Annotated in this window: 15 protein-coding genes; 10 read left to right on the forward strand and 5 right to left on the reverse strand. The window is 70.4% G+C overall.

Annotated features, from left to right (window positions below; translation table 11 throughout):
• Positions 1–161 precede the first annotated feature (161 nt).
• A complete protein-coding gene (locus tag ACFYZZ_RS38160; RefSeq protein WP_389186464.1) occupies positions 162–1,022 on the reverse strand; it encodes a biotin--[acetyl-CoA-carboxylase] ligase in 861 nt (286 codons plus the stop codon).
• A 111-nt stretch (positions 1,023–1,133) separates the two neighbouring features.
• Between ACFYZZ_RS38160 and ACFYZZ_RS38165 the strand changes: the two genes are divergently transcribed.
• The 4 genes from ACFYZZ_RS38165 to ACFYZZ_RS38180 all read left to right on the forward strand — a co-directional run bounded on the left by ACFYZZ_RS38165 (position 1,134) and on the right by ACFYZZ_RS38180 (position 3,858).
• The gene (locus ACFYZZ_RS38165) at positions 1,134–2,717 is read left to right on the forward strand and encodes an acyl-CoA carboxylase subunit beta (protein ID WP_389186467.1); all 1,584 of its coding nucleotides are present in this window, start codon (positions 1,134–1,136) and stop codon (positions 2,715–2,717) included.
• Between the two features lie 24 nt (positions 2,718–2,741).
• On the forward strand, positions 2,742–2,951 hold the full coding sequence (locus tag ACFYZZ_RS38170) for an acyl-CoA carboxylase epsilon subunit (RefSeq protein WP_389186470.1): 210 nt from the start codon (positions 2,742–2,744) through the stop codon (positions 2,949–2,951).
• Between the two features lie 134 nt (positions 2,952–3,085).
• The gene (gene mmpB, locus ACFYZZ_RS38175; protein ID WP_386579162.1) at positions 3,086–3,214 is read left to right on the forward strand and encodes a morphogenic membrane protein MmpB; all 129 of its coding nucleotides are present in this window, start codon (positions 3,086–3,088) and stop codon (positions 3,212–3,214) included.
• 26 nt (positions 3,215–3,240) lie between these two features.
• Positions 3,241–3,858: a Maf family protein gene (locus ACFYZZ_RS38180; protein WP_389186473.1), complete on the forward strand. Its 618-nt coding sequence runs from the start codon at positions 3,241–3,243 to the stop codon at positions 3,856–3,858.
• Here ACFYZZ_RS38180 and ACFYZZ_RS38185 read toward each other — a convergent pair.
• Positions 3,830–4,414, reverse strand: a complete 585-nt coding sequence (locus ACFYZZ_RS38185) for a hypothetical protein (protein WP_389186476.1) — start codon at positions 4,412–4,414, stop codon at positions 3,830–3,832. The two genes, ACFYZZ_RS38180 and ACFYZZ_RS38185, sit on opposite strands and share 29 nt — an antisense overlap.
• A gap of 375 nt (positions 4,415–4,789) precedes the next feature.
• On the opposite strand from ACFYZZ_RS38185, the gene ACFYZZ_RS38190 reads away from it, so the two are divergent.
• Positions 4,790–6,562, forward strand: a complete 1,773-nt coding sequence (locus ACFYZZ_RS38190; RefSeq protein ID WP_389186479.1) for an acetyl/propionyl/methylcrotonyl-CoA carboxylase subunit alpha — start codon at positions 4,790–4,792, stop codon at positions 6,560–6,562.
• A 192-nt stretch (positions 6,563–6,754) separates the two neighbouring features.
• Here the strand turns inward: ACFYZZ_RS38190 and ACFYZZ_RS38195 are convergent, their stop codons facing one another.
• Together ACFYZZ_RS38195 and ACFYZZ_RS38200 are read right to left on the reverse strand one after the other, a co-directional pair.
• The gene (locus ACFYZZ_RS38195; RefSeq protein WP_389187011.1) at positions 6,755–7,660 is read right to left on the reverse strand and encodes a DeoR/GlpR family DNA-binding transcription regulator; all 906 of its coding nucleotides are present in this window, start codon (positions 7,658–7,660) and stop codon (positions 6,755–6,757) included.
• 204 nt (positions 7,661–7,864) lie between these two features.
• Positions 7,865–9,313, reverse strand: a complete 1,449-nt coding sequence (locus ACFYZZ_RS38200; protein ID WP_389186482.1) for an NAD(P)H-quinone dehydrogenase — start codon at positions 9,311–9,313, stop codon at positions 7,865–7,867.
• A 116-nt stretch (positions 9,314–9,429) separates the two neighbouring features.
• Here ACFYZZ_RS38200 and ACFYZZ_RS38205 point away from each other — a divergent pair, with 116 nt between their 5' ends.
• The 5 genes from ACFYZZ_RS38205 (at position 9,430) to ACFYZZ_RS38225 (ending at position 13,816) form a co-directional block, all read left to right on the forward strand.
• The gene (locus ACFYZZ_RS38205; RefSeq protein WP_389186485.1) at positions 9,430–9,867 is read left to right on the forward strand and encodes a gamma-glutamylcyclotransferase; all 438 of its coding nucleotides are present in this window, start codon (positions 9,430–9,432) and stop codon (positions 9,865–9,867) included.
• A gap of 126 nt (positions 9,868–9,993) precedes the next feature.
• Positions 9,994–10,818, forward strand: coding sequence for a purine-nucleoside phosphorylase (locus ACFYZZ_RS38210; RefSeq protein ID WP_386579150.1), 825 nt, complete (start codon positions 9,994–9,996; stop codon positions 10,816–10,818).
• Between the two features lie 155 nt (positions 10,819–10,973).
• Positions 10,974–12,605, forward strand: a complete 1,632-nt coding sequence (locus ACFYZZ_RS38215) for a phospho-sugar mutase (RefSeq protein WP_389186488.1) — start codon at positions 10,974–10,976, stop codon at positions 12,603–12,605.
• A gap of 120 nt (positions 12,606–12,725) precedes the next feature.
• Positions 12,726–13,613 carry a helix-turn-helix domain-containing protein gene (locus tag ACFYZZ_RS38220; RefSeq protein ID WP_389186491.1) on the forward strand — a complete coding sequence of 296 codons (888 nt, stop codon included), beginning with the start codon at positions 12,726–12,728 and terminating at the stop codon, positions 13,611–13,613.
• The gene (locus ACFYZZ_RS38225) at positions 13,610–13,816 is read left to right on the forward strand and encodes a DUF397 domain-containing protein (protein ID WP_389186494.1); all 207 of its coding nucleotides are present in this window, start codon (positions 13,610–13,612) and stop codon (positions 13,814–13,816) included. The genes ACFYZZ_RS38220 and ACFYZZ_RS38225 overlap by 4 nt, the downstream gene beginning before the upstream one ends.
• Before the next feature lie 307 nt (positions 13,817–14,123).
• Here the strand turns inward: ACFYZZ_RS38225 and ACFYZZ_RS38230 are convergent, their stop codons facing one another.
• The gene (locus tag ACFYZZ_RS38230; protein ID WP_389186498.1) at positions 14,124–14,537 is read right to left on the reverse strand and encodes a hypothetical protein; all 414 of its coding nucleotides are present in this window, start codon (positions 14,535–14,537) and stop codon (positions 14,124–14,126) included.
• Between the last annotated feature and the right edge of the window lie 725 nt (positions 14,538–15,262).

A 15,262-nucleotide genomic window follows, 5' to 3' on the forward strand; every position in this document is an offset into this window, starting at 1 on the left:
CCTGCGCGATCTGGCACAACCGGACCATCGGCGCACCCATCACCAGGTCACTGATCGCCTACGACCACTGAGCCACATCGGAACTACTCGTCTAGCCCGCAAAGGCGCCGCAGGGGGGCACCCCACCCAAGCCCGCAAAGGCGCCGCAGGCAAGGGCACCGTCACGCAGGCCGCAGATGCACGATGTCCCCCGCCCCCACAGGCTCCTGCACACCACGCTCCGTAGCGATGACGAGCCGCCCGTCCCCGTCGACGGCGACCGCCTCCCCCACCAGGGCCCGATCCCCCGGCAGCTCGGCCCGCACCACTCGCCCGAGCGTCGCGCACCCCGCCGCATAGGTCTCCTGGAGCCCACTGACCCCCGGATCACCCCCGGCCGCCCGCCACCGCCCGTACCAGTCCTCCAGCGACCGCAGCACAGCCCGCAGCAGCGGATCCCGATCCGTGCTCACCGCCCCGGCCAACGCCAGCGACCCCGCCTGCGGCACAGGCAGTTCCTCGGCGCGAAGCGTGACGTTGATCCCGACGCCGACCACGACGCCGTCGTCCCCGGCCCGCTCCGCCAGGATGCCCCCCGTCTTGCGCTCCTCGTCGCCCACGGTCACCAGCACGTCGTTGGGCCATTTGAGTGCCATGTCCACACCGGCGGCCCGAGACAGACCGGCCGCCACCGCCACCCCGGTGAGCAGCGGCAGCCACCCCCACCGAGCGACCGGCACCTCGACAGGGTTGAGCAGAACGGAGAAGAAGAGCCCCGACCGAGCAGGCGCGGTCCACTCCCGCTCCAGCCGCCCCCGCCCGGAGGTCTGCTCCTCGGCGACGAGGACCGCGCCCTCCCCCGCCTTGCCCGCGACGGCCCGGGCGACGAGGTCGGAGTTGGTGGAGCCGGTGTGCTGGACCACGTCCAGCTCCGACCACAGACTCCCCTCCCGCACCAGAGCCCTCCGCAGCGCGGCGGCGTTCAGAGGCGGACGGTCCAGGTCGGACCAACGACTGTCGTCTGATGCATTGTGCGGCGTCATGCAAGTCACCCTAGGTGTGGGAAACGCCGCACTGCCGACATGAAGGCACGCCACTACGCTACGGATGAGTAACCGTCCCCCCTTTTGAGCAGGCAGGGAGCCACGATCCCGATGTCCGAGCCGGAAGAGATCGACATCCACACGACCGCGGGCAAGCTCGCGGATCTGCAGCGCCGTATCCATGAGGCGACGCACGCCGGCTCGGAGCGCGCCGTCGAAAAGCAGCACGCCAAGGGCAAGCTGACGGCGCGTGAGCGCATCGAGCTGCTGCTCGACGAGGGCTCCTTCGTCGAGTTGGACGAGTTCGCCCGCCACCGCTCCACCAACTTCGGGCTGGAGAAGAACCGCCCGTACGGCGACGGTGTCGTCACGGGCTACGGCACGGTCGACGGCCGCCCCGTGGCGGTGTTCTCGCAGGACTTCACGGTCTTCGGCGGCGCGCTCGGCGAGGTCTACGGCCAGAAGATCGTCAAGGTCATGGACTTCGCGCTGAAGACCGGCTGCCCGGTCATCGGCATCAACGACTCCGGCGGCGCCCGCATCCAGGAGGGAGTCGCCTCCCTCGGCGCGTACGGCGAGATCTTCCGCCGCAACACACACGCGTCCGGCGTGATCCCGCAGATCAGCCTGGTCGTCGGCCCGTGCGCGGGCGGTGCGGTCTACTCGCCCGCGATCACCGACTTCACGGTCATGGTCGACCAGACGTCGCACATGTTCATCACGGGCCCGGACGTCATCAAGACGGTCACCGGCGAGGACGTCGGCTTCGAGGAGCTGGGCGGCGCCCGCACCCACAACTCGACGTCCGGCGTGGCCCACCACATGGCCGGTGACGAGAAGGACGCCATCGAGTACGTCAAGCAGCTGCTGTCGTACCTGCCGTCCAACAACCTCAGCGAGCCCCCGGTCTTCCCGGAGGAGGCGGACCTCGCCGTCACCGGGGAGGACCTGGAGCTGGACACCCTGGTCCCGGACAGCGCGAACCAGCCGTACGACATCCGCACGGTGGTCGAACACGTCCTGGACGACGCCGAGTTCTTCGAGACCCAGGCCCTGTTCGCGCCGAACATGGTCACCGGCTTCGGCCGGGTCGAGGGCCACCCGGTGGGCATCGTCGCGAACCAGCCGATGCAGTTCGCCGGCTGCCTCGACATCGACGCCAGTGAGAAGGCGGCGCGCTTCGTGCGCACCTGCGACGCCTTCAACCTCCCGGTGCTCACCTTCGTGGACGTGCCTGGCTTCCTCCCGGGCGTCGACCAGGAGCACACGGGCATCATCCGCCGCGGCGCGAAGCTGATCTACGCCTACGCGGAGGCGACCGTCCCGCTCATCACGGTCATCACCCGCAAGGCCTTCGGCGGCGCGTACGACGTCATGGGCTCCAAGCACCTGGGCGCCGACCTGAACCTCGCCTGGCCGACCGCCCAGATCGCCGTGATGGGCGCCCAGGGCGCGGTCAACATCCTGCACCGCCGCACGATCGCGGAGGCGGAGGACGTCGAGGCGACCCGCGCTCAGCTCATCCAGGAGTACGAGGACACCCTCCTCAACCCCTACATCGCTGCCGAGCGCGGCTACATCGACGCGGTGATCATGCCGTCGGACACCCGCGGCCACATCGTCCGGGGTCTGCGTCAGCTGCGCACCAAGCGGGAATCCCTGCCTCCGAAGAAGCACGGCAACATCCCCCTCTAGGCCCCGCGGACCCTTGGAGCGGTCATGAACATCAAGGTCGTACGAGGCAACCCCACCCCGGAGGAGCTGGCCGCCGCTTTGGCGGTGGTCCGCGCCCGCGCCGTGGCGGCAGCAGCGATGCCGCCCGGCGCACCGGGCCCGAGGGACTCCTGGTCGGACCCGTCCCGCATCGCAGCACAACGAGTCCCGAGGCCCGGCCAGGCGTCGTGGACCCGCACGTACTGGCCGAGCTGAGGCCTGGGAACTGCGCGACCAGCCCCCATGCACCCGCAGGTGAATACGACCTGAACAGCTGATGGCAATTCCGGGCCCCAACTTGAGTACCTGTACTCAGGCACCCTTCCCCGGCCAAGCCCCACGCTGGTGGCATGCTGTGGTCAGACCCCGAAGACGAGCCGCCGAAGGAACTCCGCGACACGCAGGAGATGCTCCGGCGGCTCGGCTTCGTCATGGCCCTGGCCATGTTCCTCGGCATGATCGTGCTCGGCCTGAGGTAGCCCGGCGGCCCCGCTAACCTGACCGCATGACTGCAAAGCCGCGCAGACGCCTCGTGCTCGCCTCCCGGTCCCCCGCCCGCCTGGCCCTGCTACGCCAGGCCGGCCTCGCCCCCGAGGTGATCGTGAGCGGCGTCGACGAGGACGCCGTCACCGCACCGACCCCGGCCGAGCTGGCGCTCGCTCTCGCGGAGGCCAAGGCCTCGGTCGTGGCGGCGAAGCCGGAGGTGCAGGGCGCCCTGGTGATCGGCTGCGACTCGGTGCTGGAGCTGGACGGGCAGGCGCTCGGCAAGCCGGCCGACGCCGAGGAGGCCACCGCCCGCTGGAAGTCGATGCGCGGGCGCGCCGGGACCCTCCAGACGGGCCACTGCATCTGGGACACGACGGCCAAGCGGTACGTCGCCGGGCTCGCCTCCACCGTCGTCCGCTTCGGCGAGCCCTCGGACGAGGAGATCGCCGAGTACGTGGCCTCGGGCGAACCTCTCTACGTCGCCGGAGCGTTCACCCTGGACGGACTCTCGGCGCCGTTCATCGAGGGCATCAACGGCGACCACGGCAACGTGATCGGCATCAGCCTGCCCCTCGTACGGCGGCTGCTGGCCGAACTGGGCATCGGCATCACAGAGTTGTGGGCACCGGCTGAGTGATCTGGGCGGGGACGGAGTCCTGCGGCTCGTCGTCCCCGTCCTGGGGCTCGTCCGTCCGGCTGTGCGACTCGCCCACGGCACCCGGGGCCCCGGCCGGCTCGCCCTCGGCCAACGGGTCGCCGCCCGCCTCCGGGGCACCGCCGGAGGCATCCTGCTCCGGGCCGTCCTCACGGTCGTAGGACACCAGGAGCAGGACGAGGAGGCCGAGCATCACGACCATGAACACGAAGGCCGGCCAGCCCACCAGGCTCAGGGTGAAGGCGCCCAGCAGGCCGTGCACGACCGCCACGCTGATCAGCACGACACGCCCGAAGCCCGCGGGGGCGCGGTTGCGTATCGCCACGAGCAGGGCCACCAGAGCGCACAAAGCGAAGTAGAGGCCGAAGGCCACCCCGCCGATCTTCGAGGACGTCGACATGACGTCGGGGTCGAGGCCGGCCAGGGACATCTGCTGCCGGTCCACCACCACCCCGAGGAACCAGTTCAGCGCCCCGATCACCAACGCCTCGGCCAAGAGGACGACCGCTACGACCCATGCCACCGGTCTGCGCACCACCGGCCCCCACCCACCTTCGACCTCAGCCCGAGCAGAGCTGCTGTTACCTGAAGTACGTTCGAGTCATCGCGAACGCTACTAACGGGTAAACCCAGGGACAAGGGTTCGGTCACCGGCAAAGAATCATTGGGCCATTCGTAGGGACTCGACAAAGAAACAGAGTGGGCCGCAGCACGCTCTCACAGAGACCTTGACCACATGACGGGGCTAGGGTTTTCCGGAGGAGTCCTGCGTACCGAGGTGCGACAAGGGATTTCGCGGGTCGAGCGAGCCTCGTATCACGCTCCGTGTGGGCAAGCTCACCATTGGGGACGGGTCGAAGTGCCGTGTCGGCAGTCCCTAAACTCGGCTTGTTTCAAGGAGGGAGCCTCAATCGTGCGCAAGGTGCTCATCGCCAACCGTGGCGAAATCGCTGTCCGCGTTGCCCGGGCCTGCCGGGATGCCGGGATCGCGAGCGTGGCCGTCTACGCCGACCCGGACCGGGACGCTCTGCATGTCCGCGCCGCGGATGAGGCGTTCGCCCTGGGTGGTGAGACCCCCGCCACCAGCTATCTGGACATCGAGAAGGTGCTGAACGCCGCTCGCGAGTCCGGCGCGGACGCGGTCCACCCGGGCTACGGCTTCCTCTCGGAGAACGCCGACTTCGCGCAGGCGGTCCTGGACGCCGGTCTGATCTGGATCGGCCCGCCCCCGCAGGCCATCCGCGACCTGGGTGACAAGGTCGCCGCCCGTCACATCGCCCAGCGCGCCGGCGCCCCCCTGGTGGCCGGTACGCCCGACCCGGTGAGCGGTGCCGACGAGGTCGTGGCCTTCGCCGAGCAGCACGGCCTGCCGATCGCCATCAAGGCCGCCTTCGGTGGCGGCGGCCGCGGCCTGAAGGTCGCCCGCACCCTCGAAGAGGTCCCGGAGCTGTACGAGTCGGCGGTCCGCGAGGCGGTCGCCGCCTTCGGCCGTGGCGAGTGCTTCGTCGAGCGCTACCTCGACCGCCCCCGCCACGTCGAGACCCAGTGCCTGGCCGACAAGCACGGCAACGTGGTCGTGGTATCCACCCGTGACTGCTCCCTGCAGCGTCGCCACCAGAAGCTGGTCGAGGAGGCCCCGGCGCCGTTCCTCTCCGAGAAGCAGGTCGCCGAGCTGTACCGCGCCTCGAAGGCGATCCTGAAGGAGGCCGCGTACGAGGGTGCCGGCACCTGTGAGTTCCTGGTCGGCCAGGACGGCACGATCTCCTTCCTGGAGGTGAACACCCGCCTCCAGGTCGAGCACCCGGTCACCGAGGAGGTCGCCGGCATCGACCTGGTGCGCGAGATGTTCCGCATCGCCGACGGCGAGGAGCTGGGATACGACGACCCCGCCCTGCGCGGACACTCGTTCGAGTTCCGGATCAACGGCGAGGACCCGGGCCGCAACTTCCTGCCGGCTCCGGGTACGGTCACCAAGTTCACCCCGCCGTCCGGACCCGGCGTCCGCCTGGACGCGGGCGTGGAGTCCGGCTCGGTCATCGGCCCGGCCTGGGACTCCCTGCTCGCCAAGCTGATCGTCACCGGCCGCACCCGCAAGGAGGCCCTGGAGCGGGCCGCCCGCGCCCTGGAGGAGTTCCAGGTCGAGGGCATGGCGACGGCGATCCCGTTCCACCGCGCGGTCGTGCGGGACCCGGCGTTCGCCCCGGAGCTGACCGGTTCCGCCGAGCCCTTCACGGTCCACACCCGCTGGATCGAGACGGAGTTCGTCAACGAGATCAAGCCGTTCGCGACCCCCGCCGAGGCCGAGGCCGAGGAGGAGACGAACCGCGAGACGGTCGTCGTCGAGGTCGGCGGCAAGCGCCTGGAGGTCTCCCTCCCGGCCTCCCTGGGCATGTCCCTGGCCCGCACCGGCCTCGCGGCCGGCGCCAAGCCGAAGCGCCGCGCGGCCAAGAAGTCCGGCCCGGTGGCCTCCGGCGACACCCTCGCCTCCCCGATGCAGGGCACGATCGTGAAGGTCGCGGTCGAGGAGGGCCAGGAGGTCAAGGAAGGCGACCTGGTGGTCGTCCTCGAGGCCATGAAGATGGAACAGCCCCTCAACGCCCACAAGGCGGGCACCATCAAGGGCCTCAACTTCGAGGTAGGCGCCTCGGTGACGTCGGGCGCCGCGATCTGCGAGATCAAGGACTGACGTCAGGACTCTGAGCGACGCCCGGTGGACAAAGACTCTGCCGGGCGTCCGCTATTTGAGTCGTCTGGGCGCAACCTACCCAGGGGCGCGGGGCTGCATCTATTAGCGGCTCCGCCGCGGGGCGCGACCAGCCACCCAGAACCCGCACCCGCCCACACGCCAGAAGCCCTACGGCGAATAGGCGAACGGACCTCAGCGCCGACGAAGGTCAGCCACCCGACCCCGCTCAACGCCTGGCGCCTGCTCCCCGAGCATCCCCCGCAACCCGCCCTGCCCCCGCCGAGGCCCAGGCAGACCCCGCTGACGCGCCGCAGGCACTTGCTCACCCCCCGGAGGGCTGCTCGCCCCCGCGACAGCGATCTGCACCCCCTGATCCGCGAGAGCCTGCAACTCCGTGGCGGCGCGATCGTCGTGCGCGGGCGGCTCGTCGGTGACCAGCCGGGTGATGACATCGGTCGGCACCGTCTGGAACATGGTGTCCGTACCCAGCTTGGTGTGGTCGGCGAGGACCACGACCTCCGCCGCGGCCTGCACCAGCGCACGGTCGACGGACGCCGAGAGCATGTTGGACGTGGACAGCCCCCGCTCCGCGGTCAGGCCGCTCCCCGAGAGGAACGCCTTCGACACCCGCAGCCCCTGCAGGGACTGCTCCGCTCCGGAGCCGACGAGGGCGTAGTTGGAGCCGCGCAGGGTGCCGCCGGTCATCACGACCTCCACGCGGTTGGCGTGGGCCAATGCCTGTGCCACCAGAAGGGAGTTGGTGACGACGGTCAGCCCGGGCACCCGCGCGAGCCGGCGGGCCAGCTCCTGCGTGGTCGTACCCGCGCCGACCACGATGGCCTCGCCCTCTTCGACGAGTCCCGCGGCGAGATCGGCGATGGCCGTCTTCTCGGCGGTCGCGAGATGGGACTTCTGCGGAAAGCCGGACTCCCGCGTGAACCCGCCCGGCAGTACCGCACCGCCGTGCCGGCGGTCGAGGAGTCCTTCTGCCTCCAGTGCGCGCACGTCCCGCCGTACGGTCACTTCGGAGGTCTGGACGACGCGGGCGAGTTCACGGAGCGACACGGCCCCGTTCGCTCGCACCATTTCGAGGATCAATTGGCGACGTTCTGCAGCGAACACGAAACTGACAGTAACCCCAACGACCGTCTGCTTTCAGCAGTTTGCGCCGAATAACAGAAGTTGTTCGTACGGCAGGACGGGAAGTGGTATAGGGCCTAATCTCCCCGCCTATGCCGCACGCATGCTCGACAACTCCCCGTGACCAGCGGGAACATCGGGCCCGGCAGCCGGGCCCGGCCGTCAGGCCTCGACGCCCGCCTTGCGGGTGTGCAGCTGCCGTGCCACCTCCGCGATCGACCCCGAAAGGGAGGGGTACACCGTGAAGGCGTTCGCGATCTGTTCGACCGTCAGATTGTTGTCGACGGCGATCGAGATGGGGTGGATCAGTTCCGAGGCGCGCGGCGCCACCACGACACCGCCCACGACGATCCCGGTACCCGGCCGGCAGAAGATCTTCACGAAGCCGTCCCGGATGCCCTGCATCTTGGCACGCGGGTTGCGCAGCAGCGGCAGCTTCACGACCCGGGCGTCGATCTTGCCCGCGTCCACGTCCGCCTGGCTGTAGCCGACGGTGGCGATCTCGGGGTCGGTGAAGACGTTGGACGAGACCGTCTTCAGGTTCAGCGGGGCCACCGCGTCGCCGAGGAAGTGGTACATGGCGATACGCCCCTGCATGGCGGCGACGGACGCGAGGGCGAAGACACCGGTCACGTCACCGGCCGCGTAGACGCCGGGAGCGGTCGTACGCGAGACCTTGTCGGTCCAGATGTGGCCCGAGTCGCGCAGCTTCACGCCCGCGTCCTCCAGCCCGAGACCCGCGCTGTTCGGGATGGCGCCGACGGCCATGAGGCAGTGCGAGCCGGTGATGACGCGGCCGTCGGCCAGCGTCACCTCGACCCGGTCGCCGACGCGCTTGGCGGACTGCGCGCGGGAGCGGGCCATGACGTTCATGCCGCGGCGCCGGAAGACGTCCTCCAGGACGGCGGCGGCGTCCGGGTCCTCACCCGGCAGCACGCGGTCGCGCGAGGACACCAGGGTCACCTTGGACCCGAGCGCCTGGTAGGCACCGGCGAACTCGGCACCGGTCACACCGGAGCCGACCACGATCAGCTCTTCCGGCAGCTCGGTGAGGTCGTAGACCTGGGTCCAGTTGAGGATGCGCTCGCCGTCGGGCTGGGCGTCGGGCAGCTCACGCGGGTGGCCACCGGTGGCGATGAGGACGGCGTCGGCGGTGAGGGTCTCCTCGGAGCCGTCGGCGGTGGTGACGACGACCTTGCGGGAACCGTCGAGGGACTGCATGCCGTCCAGCCGGCCGCGGCCACGCATGACCCGGGCGCCGGCGCGCGTGACGGACGCGGTGATGTCGTGCGACTGGGCGAGCGCGAGCCGCTTCACACGGCGGTTGACCTTCCCCAGATCCACGCCCACCACCCGGGCCGCCTGCTCCAGCGGCGGGGTGTCGTCGGCGACGATGATCCCCAGCTCCTCGTACGAGGAGTCGAAGGTGGTCATCACCTCGGCCGTAGCGATAAGGGTCTTCGACGGCACGCAGTCGGTCAGCACCGACGCTCCGCCCAGACCGTCGCAGTCGACGACGGTCACCTCCGCACCGAGCTGAGCGGCGACCAGCGCCGCTTCGTATCCGCCGGGTCCGCCACCGATGATCACGATCCGAGTCACGTACCCCATTGTCCCGCACGCTTCAAGGTGCTACTGCCCGGGGGGCGGCGGGCGACTGTCTCCGGTACGGAAAAGAACGGGAGAGAACGGAGAGTCAGGAGTTTCTCCTGCCGTACCCTCTCCCCATGTCGCTCTACGCCGCGTACGCCGGCAACCTCGAAGCGCGGCTGATGTCCCGCCGCGCCCCGCACTCCCCGCTGCGCGCCATCGGCTGGCTGAACGGCTGGCGGCTGACCTTCGGCGGCGAGCAGCTGGGCTGGGAGGGCGCGCTGGCGACGATCGTCGAGGAGCCCGGCGCCCAGGTCTTCGTCGGCCTGTACGACATCGCACCCATGGACGAGGAGTCCCTCGACCGCTGGGAGGGCGTCGGCCTCGGCATCTACCGCCGGGTCCGGGTCCGGGTGCACACCCTGGACGGCGAGGAGTCGGCATGGACGTACGCCCTCAACGCCTACGAGGGTGGTCTGCCCTCGGCCCGGTACCTGGGGGAGATCGCGGACGCGGCCGAATCGGCCGGGGCGCCCCACGACTATGTGATGGAACTCCGCAAGCGCCCCTGCTGAGGCCGGGCGGACAGCGGCCTTCCTGCGGCTTTGCCCGTGCTTCGTCGGAAACGACAAGACAACGAAAGCATTCCCGTGAGGTCTGTCATCTACGCGCGTAGGCGAAGACCGGCTACCCTCATCGGCGTGAACGCATCTCTTCTTCCGGACGACATCCAGGGCGACCCCTACGCCGCCGCCGACGCCGCCGCCGCGCGCCTGCGCGAACTCACCGGCGCCGAGACCCACGACGTCGCCCTCGTGATGGGCTCCGGCTGGGCTCCGGCCGTCGACGCCCTGGGCGCACCCGACGCCGAGTTCCAGGTCACCGAGCTGCCCGGCTTCCCGCCGCCGGCCGTCGAGGGGCACGGCGGCAAGATCCGCTCGTACTCCTTCGGTGACAAGCGCGCCCTGGTCTTCCTGGGCCGCACGCACTACTACGAGGGCCGCGGCGTGGCCGCCGTCGCGCACGGCGTCCGCACGGCCGTCGCCGCCGGCTGCAAGACCGTGGTCCTCACCAACGGCTGCGGCGGCCTGCGCGAGGGCATGCGCCCCGGCCAGCCGGTCCTGATCAGCGACCACATCAACCTGACGGCCACGTCCCCGATCGTCGGCGCCAACTTCGTCGACCTGACGGACCTCTACTCCCCCCGTCTGCGCGCCCTGTGCAAGGAGATCGACTCCTCCCTGGAGGAGGGCGTCTACGCGCAGTTCCCCGGCCCGCACTACGAGACCCCGGCCGAGATCCGCATGGCCCGTGTGATCGGCGCGGACCTGGTCGGCATGTCCACGGTCCTGGAGGCGATCGCCGCCCGCGAGGCCGGCGCCGAGGTGCTGGGCATCTCCCTGGTCACCAACCTCGCGGCGGGCATGACCGGCGAGCCCCTCAACCACGAGGAGGTCCTCCAGGCGGGCCGCGACTCGGCGGCGCGGATGGGGCAGCTGCTGACGCAGGTGCTGGGCAGGCTGTAAACACCGCTGAGCCCATCCGCCTGCTTTCCAGCCGAGAGATTCGGGATGGGGGTCCCCCCGCGCGAGCGCAGCCGAGCGTGGGGGAGGGTGGGAAACGGGGGTCTGGGGGCGGAGCCCCCAGTGGACGAGGCAAACACGGAGAGGTTGATCCCAAGGTGCACGACGATCTCATCGCCAAGGCCAGCGCATGGCTCGCCGAGGACCCGGACCCGGAGACCCGCGACGAACTGGCCAAGCTGATCGAGGCCGGGGACGTCACCGAACTCTCCGCCCGCTTCAGCGGCACCCTCCAGTTCGGCACGGCCGGCCTGCGAGGTGAACTCGGCGCCGGCCCGATGCGCATGAACCGCTCGGTGGTCATCCGCGCCGCCGCCGGCCTCGCCGCCTACCTGAAGAAGAACGGCCAGACCGACGGCCTCGTCGTCATCGGCTACGACGCCCGCCACAAGTCCGCCGACTTCGCCCGGGACACCGCCGCCGTCATGACCGGCGCCGGCCTGCGCGCGGCCGTCCTCCCCCGTCCCCTGCCGACCCCCGTCCTGGCCTTCGCGATAAGGCACCTGGGCGCGGTCGCGGGCGTGGAGGTCACCGCCAGCCACAACCCGCCCCGGGACAACGGCTACAAGGTCTACCTCGGCGACGGCTCCCAGATCGTCCCGCCGGCGGACGCGGAGATCGCCGCCGAGATCGACGCGATCGTCTCGCTGAACGACGTACCCCGCCCGGACGCCGGCTGGGAAACCCTGGACGACGCGGTCCTGGACGCCTATCTGGCCCGTACGGACGCGGTCCTCGCCCCCGACTCCCCCCGCACCGCCCGCACGGTCTACACGGCGATGCACGGCGTCGGCAAGGACGTCCTGCTGGCCGCGTTCGCCCGCGCAGGCTTCCCCGAGCCGGTGCTGGTCGCCGAGCAGGCCGACCCGGACCCGGACTTCCCGACGGTCGCCTTCCCCAACCCGGAGGAGCCGGGCGCGATGGACCTGGCGTTCGCCCAGGCCCGCGCGACCGACCCGGCCCTGATCATCGCCAACGACCCCGACGCCGACCGCTGCGCCGTGGCCGTCAAGGACGGCGACGCCTGGCGGATGCTGCGCGGCGACGAGGTCGGCGCGCTGCTCGCCGCCCACCTGGTGGCCCGCGGCGCCACGGGCACCTTCGCGGAGTCGATCGTCTCCTCCTCCCTCCTCGGCCGCATCGCCGAGAAGGCGAACCTCCCGTACGAGGAGACCCTCACCGGCTTCAAGTGGATCGCCCGCGTGGACGGCCTGCGCTACGGCTACGAGGAGGCCCTCGGCTACTGCGTGGACCCGGAGGGCGTCCGGGACAAGGACGGCATCACCGCCGCGCTCCTGATCACCGAGCTGGCCTCCGCCCTCAAGGAGCAGAACCGCACCCTCCTCGACCTCCTGGACGACCTGGCCGTGGAGCACGGCCTGCACGCCACCGACCAGCTGTCGGTCCGCGTCCAGGACCTCTCCGTCATCTCCGACGCGATGCGCCGCCTGCGCGAGCAGCCCCCGACCGAGCTGGCGGGCCTGGCCATCACCCGCGCCGAGGACCTCACCCAGGGCACGGACAAGCTCCCGCCCACGGATGGCCTGCGCTACACGCTCGACGGCGCCCGGGTGATCGTCCGCCCGAGCGGCACCGAGCCGAAGCTGAAGTGCTACCTGGAGGTCGTCGTGCCGGTCGCGACCCACGCCGACCTCCCGGCCGCCCACACCCGCGCGGCCGAGCTGCTCGCGGCCATCAAGCGGGACCTGTCGGCGGCTGCCGGCATCTGAGTCGTACGACAGTGATGGGGTGCCCCGGATGACCGGGGCACCCCATTTCGTCATTCCGAGGATTGGTGACTCTGTGGATGCATACGATGACAGAACGGAGTGTGACCGGAGGGGTACGGGATGACGGTCGACGCAGAAGCGGAAGCGGAAGCGGAAGAACTCAAGTCCGAGGCGGACGAGCCGGGTTGGGAGGTCGATCCGGACGACGAGTGGGGCGTCGCGGTCATCGCCACCGTCGGGCGGCAGTTGAGACTGCGCCGGAAGGCGATGGGGCTGCGGGCCGCCGAGTTCGGGAAGGCGATCGGGTACGGAGAGGGCCTGGTCCTCAAGGTCGAGAGTGGGGGGCGGATTCCCCGTCCCGAATACCTGGACAAGGCCGACGAGGTGCTGAAGGCGGACGGGTTGATCGCCGCGATGAAGGAGGACGTGGCCAAGGTCCGGTACCCGAAGAAGGTTCGGGAGCTGGGGAAGCTGGAAGCCAACGCGGTCGAGATCGGCGTGTACGAGTGCAACAGCGTGCACGGCCTGTTGCAGACGCCAGAGCACGCCCGTGCCCTGATCGAGGCAGCACAGCCGCCGTACTCGCCGGACGACGTGGAGCGCATGGTGGCCGCTCGCCTGGCCCGCCAGTCGATCTTTGAAGGGGACCCTGCCCCGAGCCTTCACTTCGTGCTGGAAGAAACACCGCTCCGCCGTCCGGTTGGAGGCACAATGGTGTGGCGACGACAGCTCGAACACCTGCTCCAGGCAGGGCAGTTGCGGAACGTCAGGCTCCAAGTCATGCCAACACACACTGACGCTCACCCAGGAGTGGACGGCAAGATCGAACTGCTCAAGTTCCCGGACGGCACGGCAGTGGGACGCTCCGACGGGGCGTTCAACGGTCGGCCGATCACCGATCCGAGGCAACTGCGCATCCTTGAGCTGCGGTACGGCACTATCCGGGCGCAGGCTCTCCCCCCTCGGGAGTCGCTGGCCTTCATCGAGAAACTGCTGGGAGAGACATGACCCGCAAACCCCCTGCCGGAGCCCCCTCCGAACTGGCGTGGTTCAAGAGCAGCTACAGCAGCGGAACAGATGGCGAATCCTGCGTAGAAATAGCCACCACCCCCGGCGCCATCCACGTCCGCGACTCCAAGCACACCGAGGGCCCCCGCCTCGCCCTCTCCCCCTCCGCATGGGGCGTTTTCCTCCCGTACGCCGCGAAGTGACCGTAGGGGCCGCCCGCTTCTTGGCCAGTGTCGTGCTTCCACGGCCCGCCTCAAGGGCGCTGCGCGTCGCCTTCGGCGATGGCCCTTCGGGCCACCCTTGACCCGGGCCGCTCCAGCACGGGGAAGAAGCGAGCGAGCGGCCCGGAAAGGCGGGGTCCCGGCCGGGGTTCGCGAGCAACGGCCGGCTGCGAGGGCACCCTCGGCCGACGGGGCGCGGTCGCGCCTCGCCAGCACGCCGGGCCGGCTTAGCGGCTTCCGGCCGGTAGGGGTGGGGACGCGTTCGCGAAGATCAACGAAGTCATCGGAGTCACTCTTTCGGCCCCGCGGGGCCGGTGGCCGCGGCCCGCGCAGCGGCCGCCGCCTCCAGTAGGGACCAGCCGTCGATCTCCACCACCCGCCGCCCCTCCGGCTGCCACCCGCGGGTCGACGCCACGTCGAGCAGGGCTCGGACGGCGCCGGGTTCGTGCAGGTTCAGGGAGGCACCCCGAACGTACCCCACGTCTCCAGAACCCAGGGGAGCCCCGCCTGGGACGTACCGGCCTGGGCCCTGGGGGAAGACGATGCGCAGTGGCCCGCCAGTGCCGGCTGGCTGCGGGTACAGCGTGAGGGTCTCGCAGCATGACCGACTGCTGTCCGCCACGCTGTGGCTGTGACGGAGCGTCCACAGATACGTGCGCCCGTCGGCAATCAGCCGACGGGGCTTCTTCGGATGACGGGGCATGGAACCGAGGGTACGCAGCCTGATCCACAAGACCTTCGTCACAGGCGCCCCACCTGCCCCGCCCAGGGCAGTGACTGGAAGATTTGGGCCAGGCCCAGGAGGAAAAGCGCAGGCCAGAAACCTAGTCCAGGCGGGGAGAGTGGGAGAGATCTGCGGCCTCTTGGCCCATTACTGCCAATCGCCACCCTTGTGTGACGAGAGCGACGGATGTGACGCCCCCAAGGTCCCCCAATCCAGCACGCTGACCCCAATCACCCCACGGCCCCCACGGCCCCCAGGGACTCGACGGACTCCAGGAGCGGCTCCCCCACTTACCAGCCGCACGCCACCCGACCCCACGAGCCGCAAGCCGCAAGGCGCCGTGCCCAGTCGGCGTGCCCCCACCCTGCGACCGCGCCCGCCCACACACCCGCCAGCCGCCGAACGCAGCCGGCGTGCAGGCGAGACGCACCCGCGCCCCCACAGCCAACGCCACGAACGCAGCACACCCAAGGGCCCAACCAGGCTCAGCCGGCCACTTTCCTCCGGCCGCCCGCTCGCTTCTTCCCCGTGCTGGAGCGAGGCGTGTCAAGGGTGGCCCGGAGGGCCATCGCCGAAGGCGACGCGCAGCGCCCTTGACTCGCCTCGCGGAAGCACGACACTGGCCAAGAAGCGGGCGGCCCCACGGCCACGTCTCCAACAGGCGCTCACACGCCCAACCTCGCACCCCCGCACCGGCACCGGCA

The organism is Streptomyces sp. NPDC001816 (genome assembly GCF_042892235.1).
Taxonomy (GTDB): Bacteria; Actinomycetota; Actinomycetes; order Streptomycetales; family Streptomycetaceae; genus Streptomyces.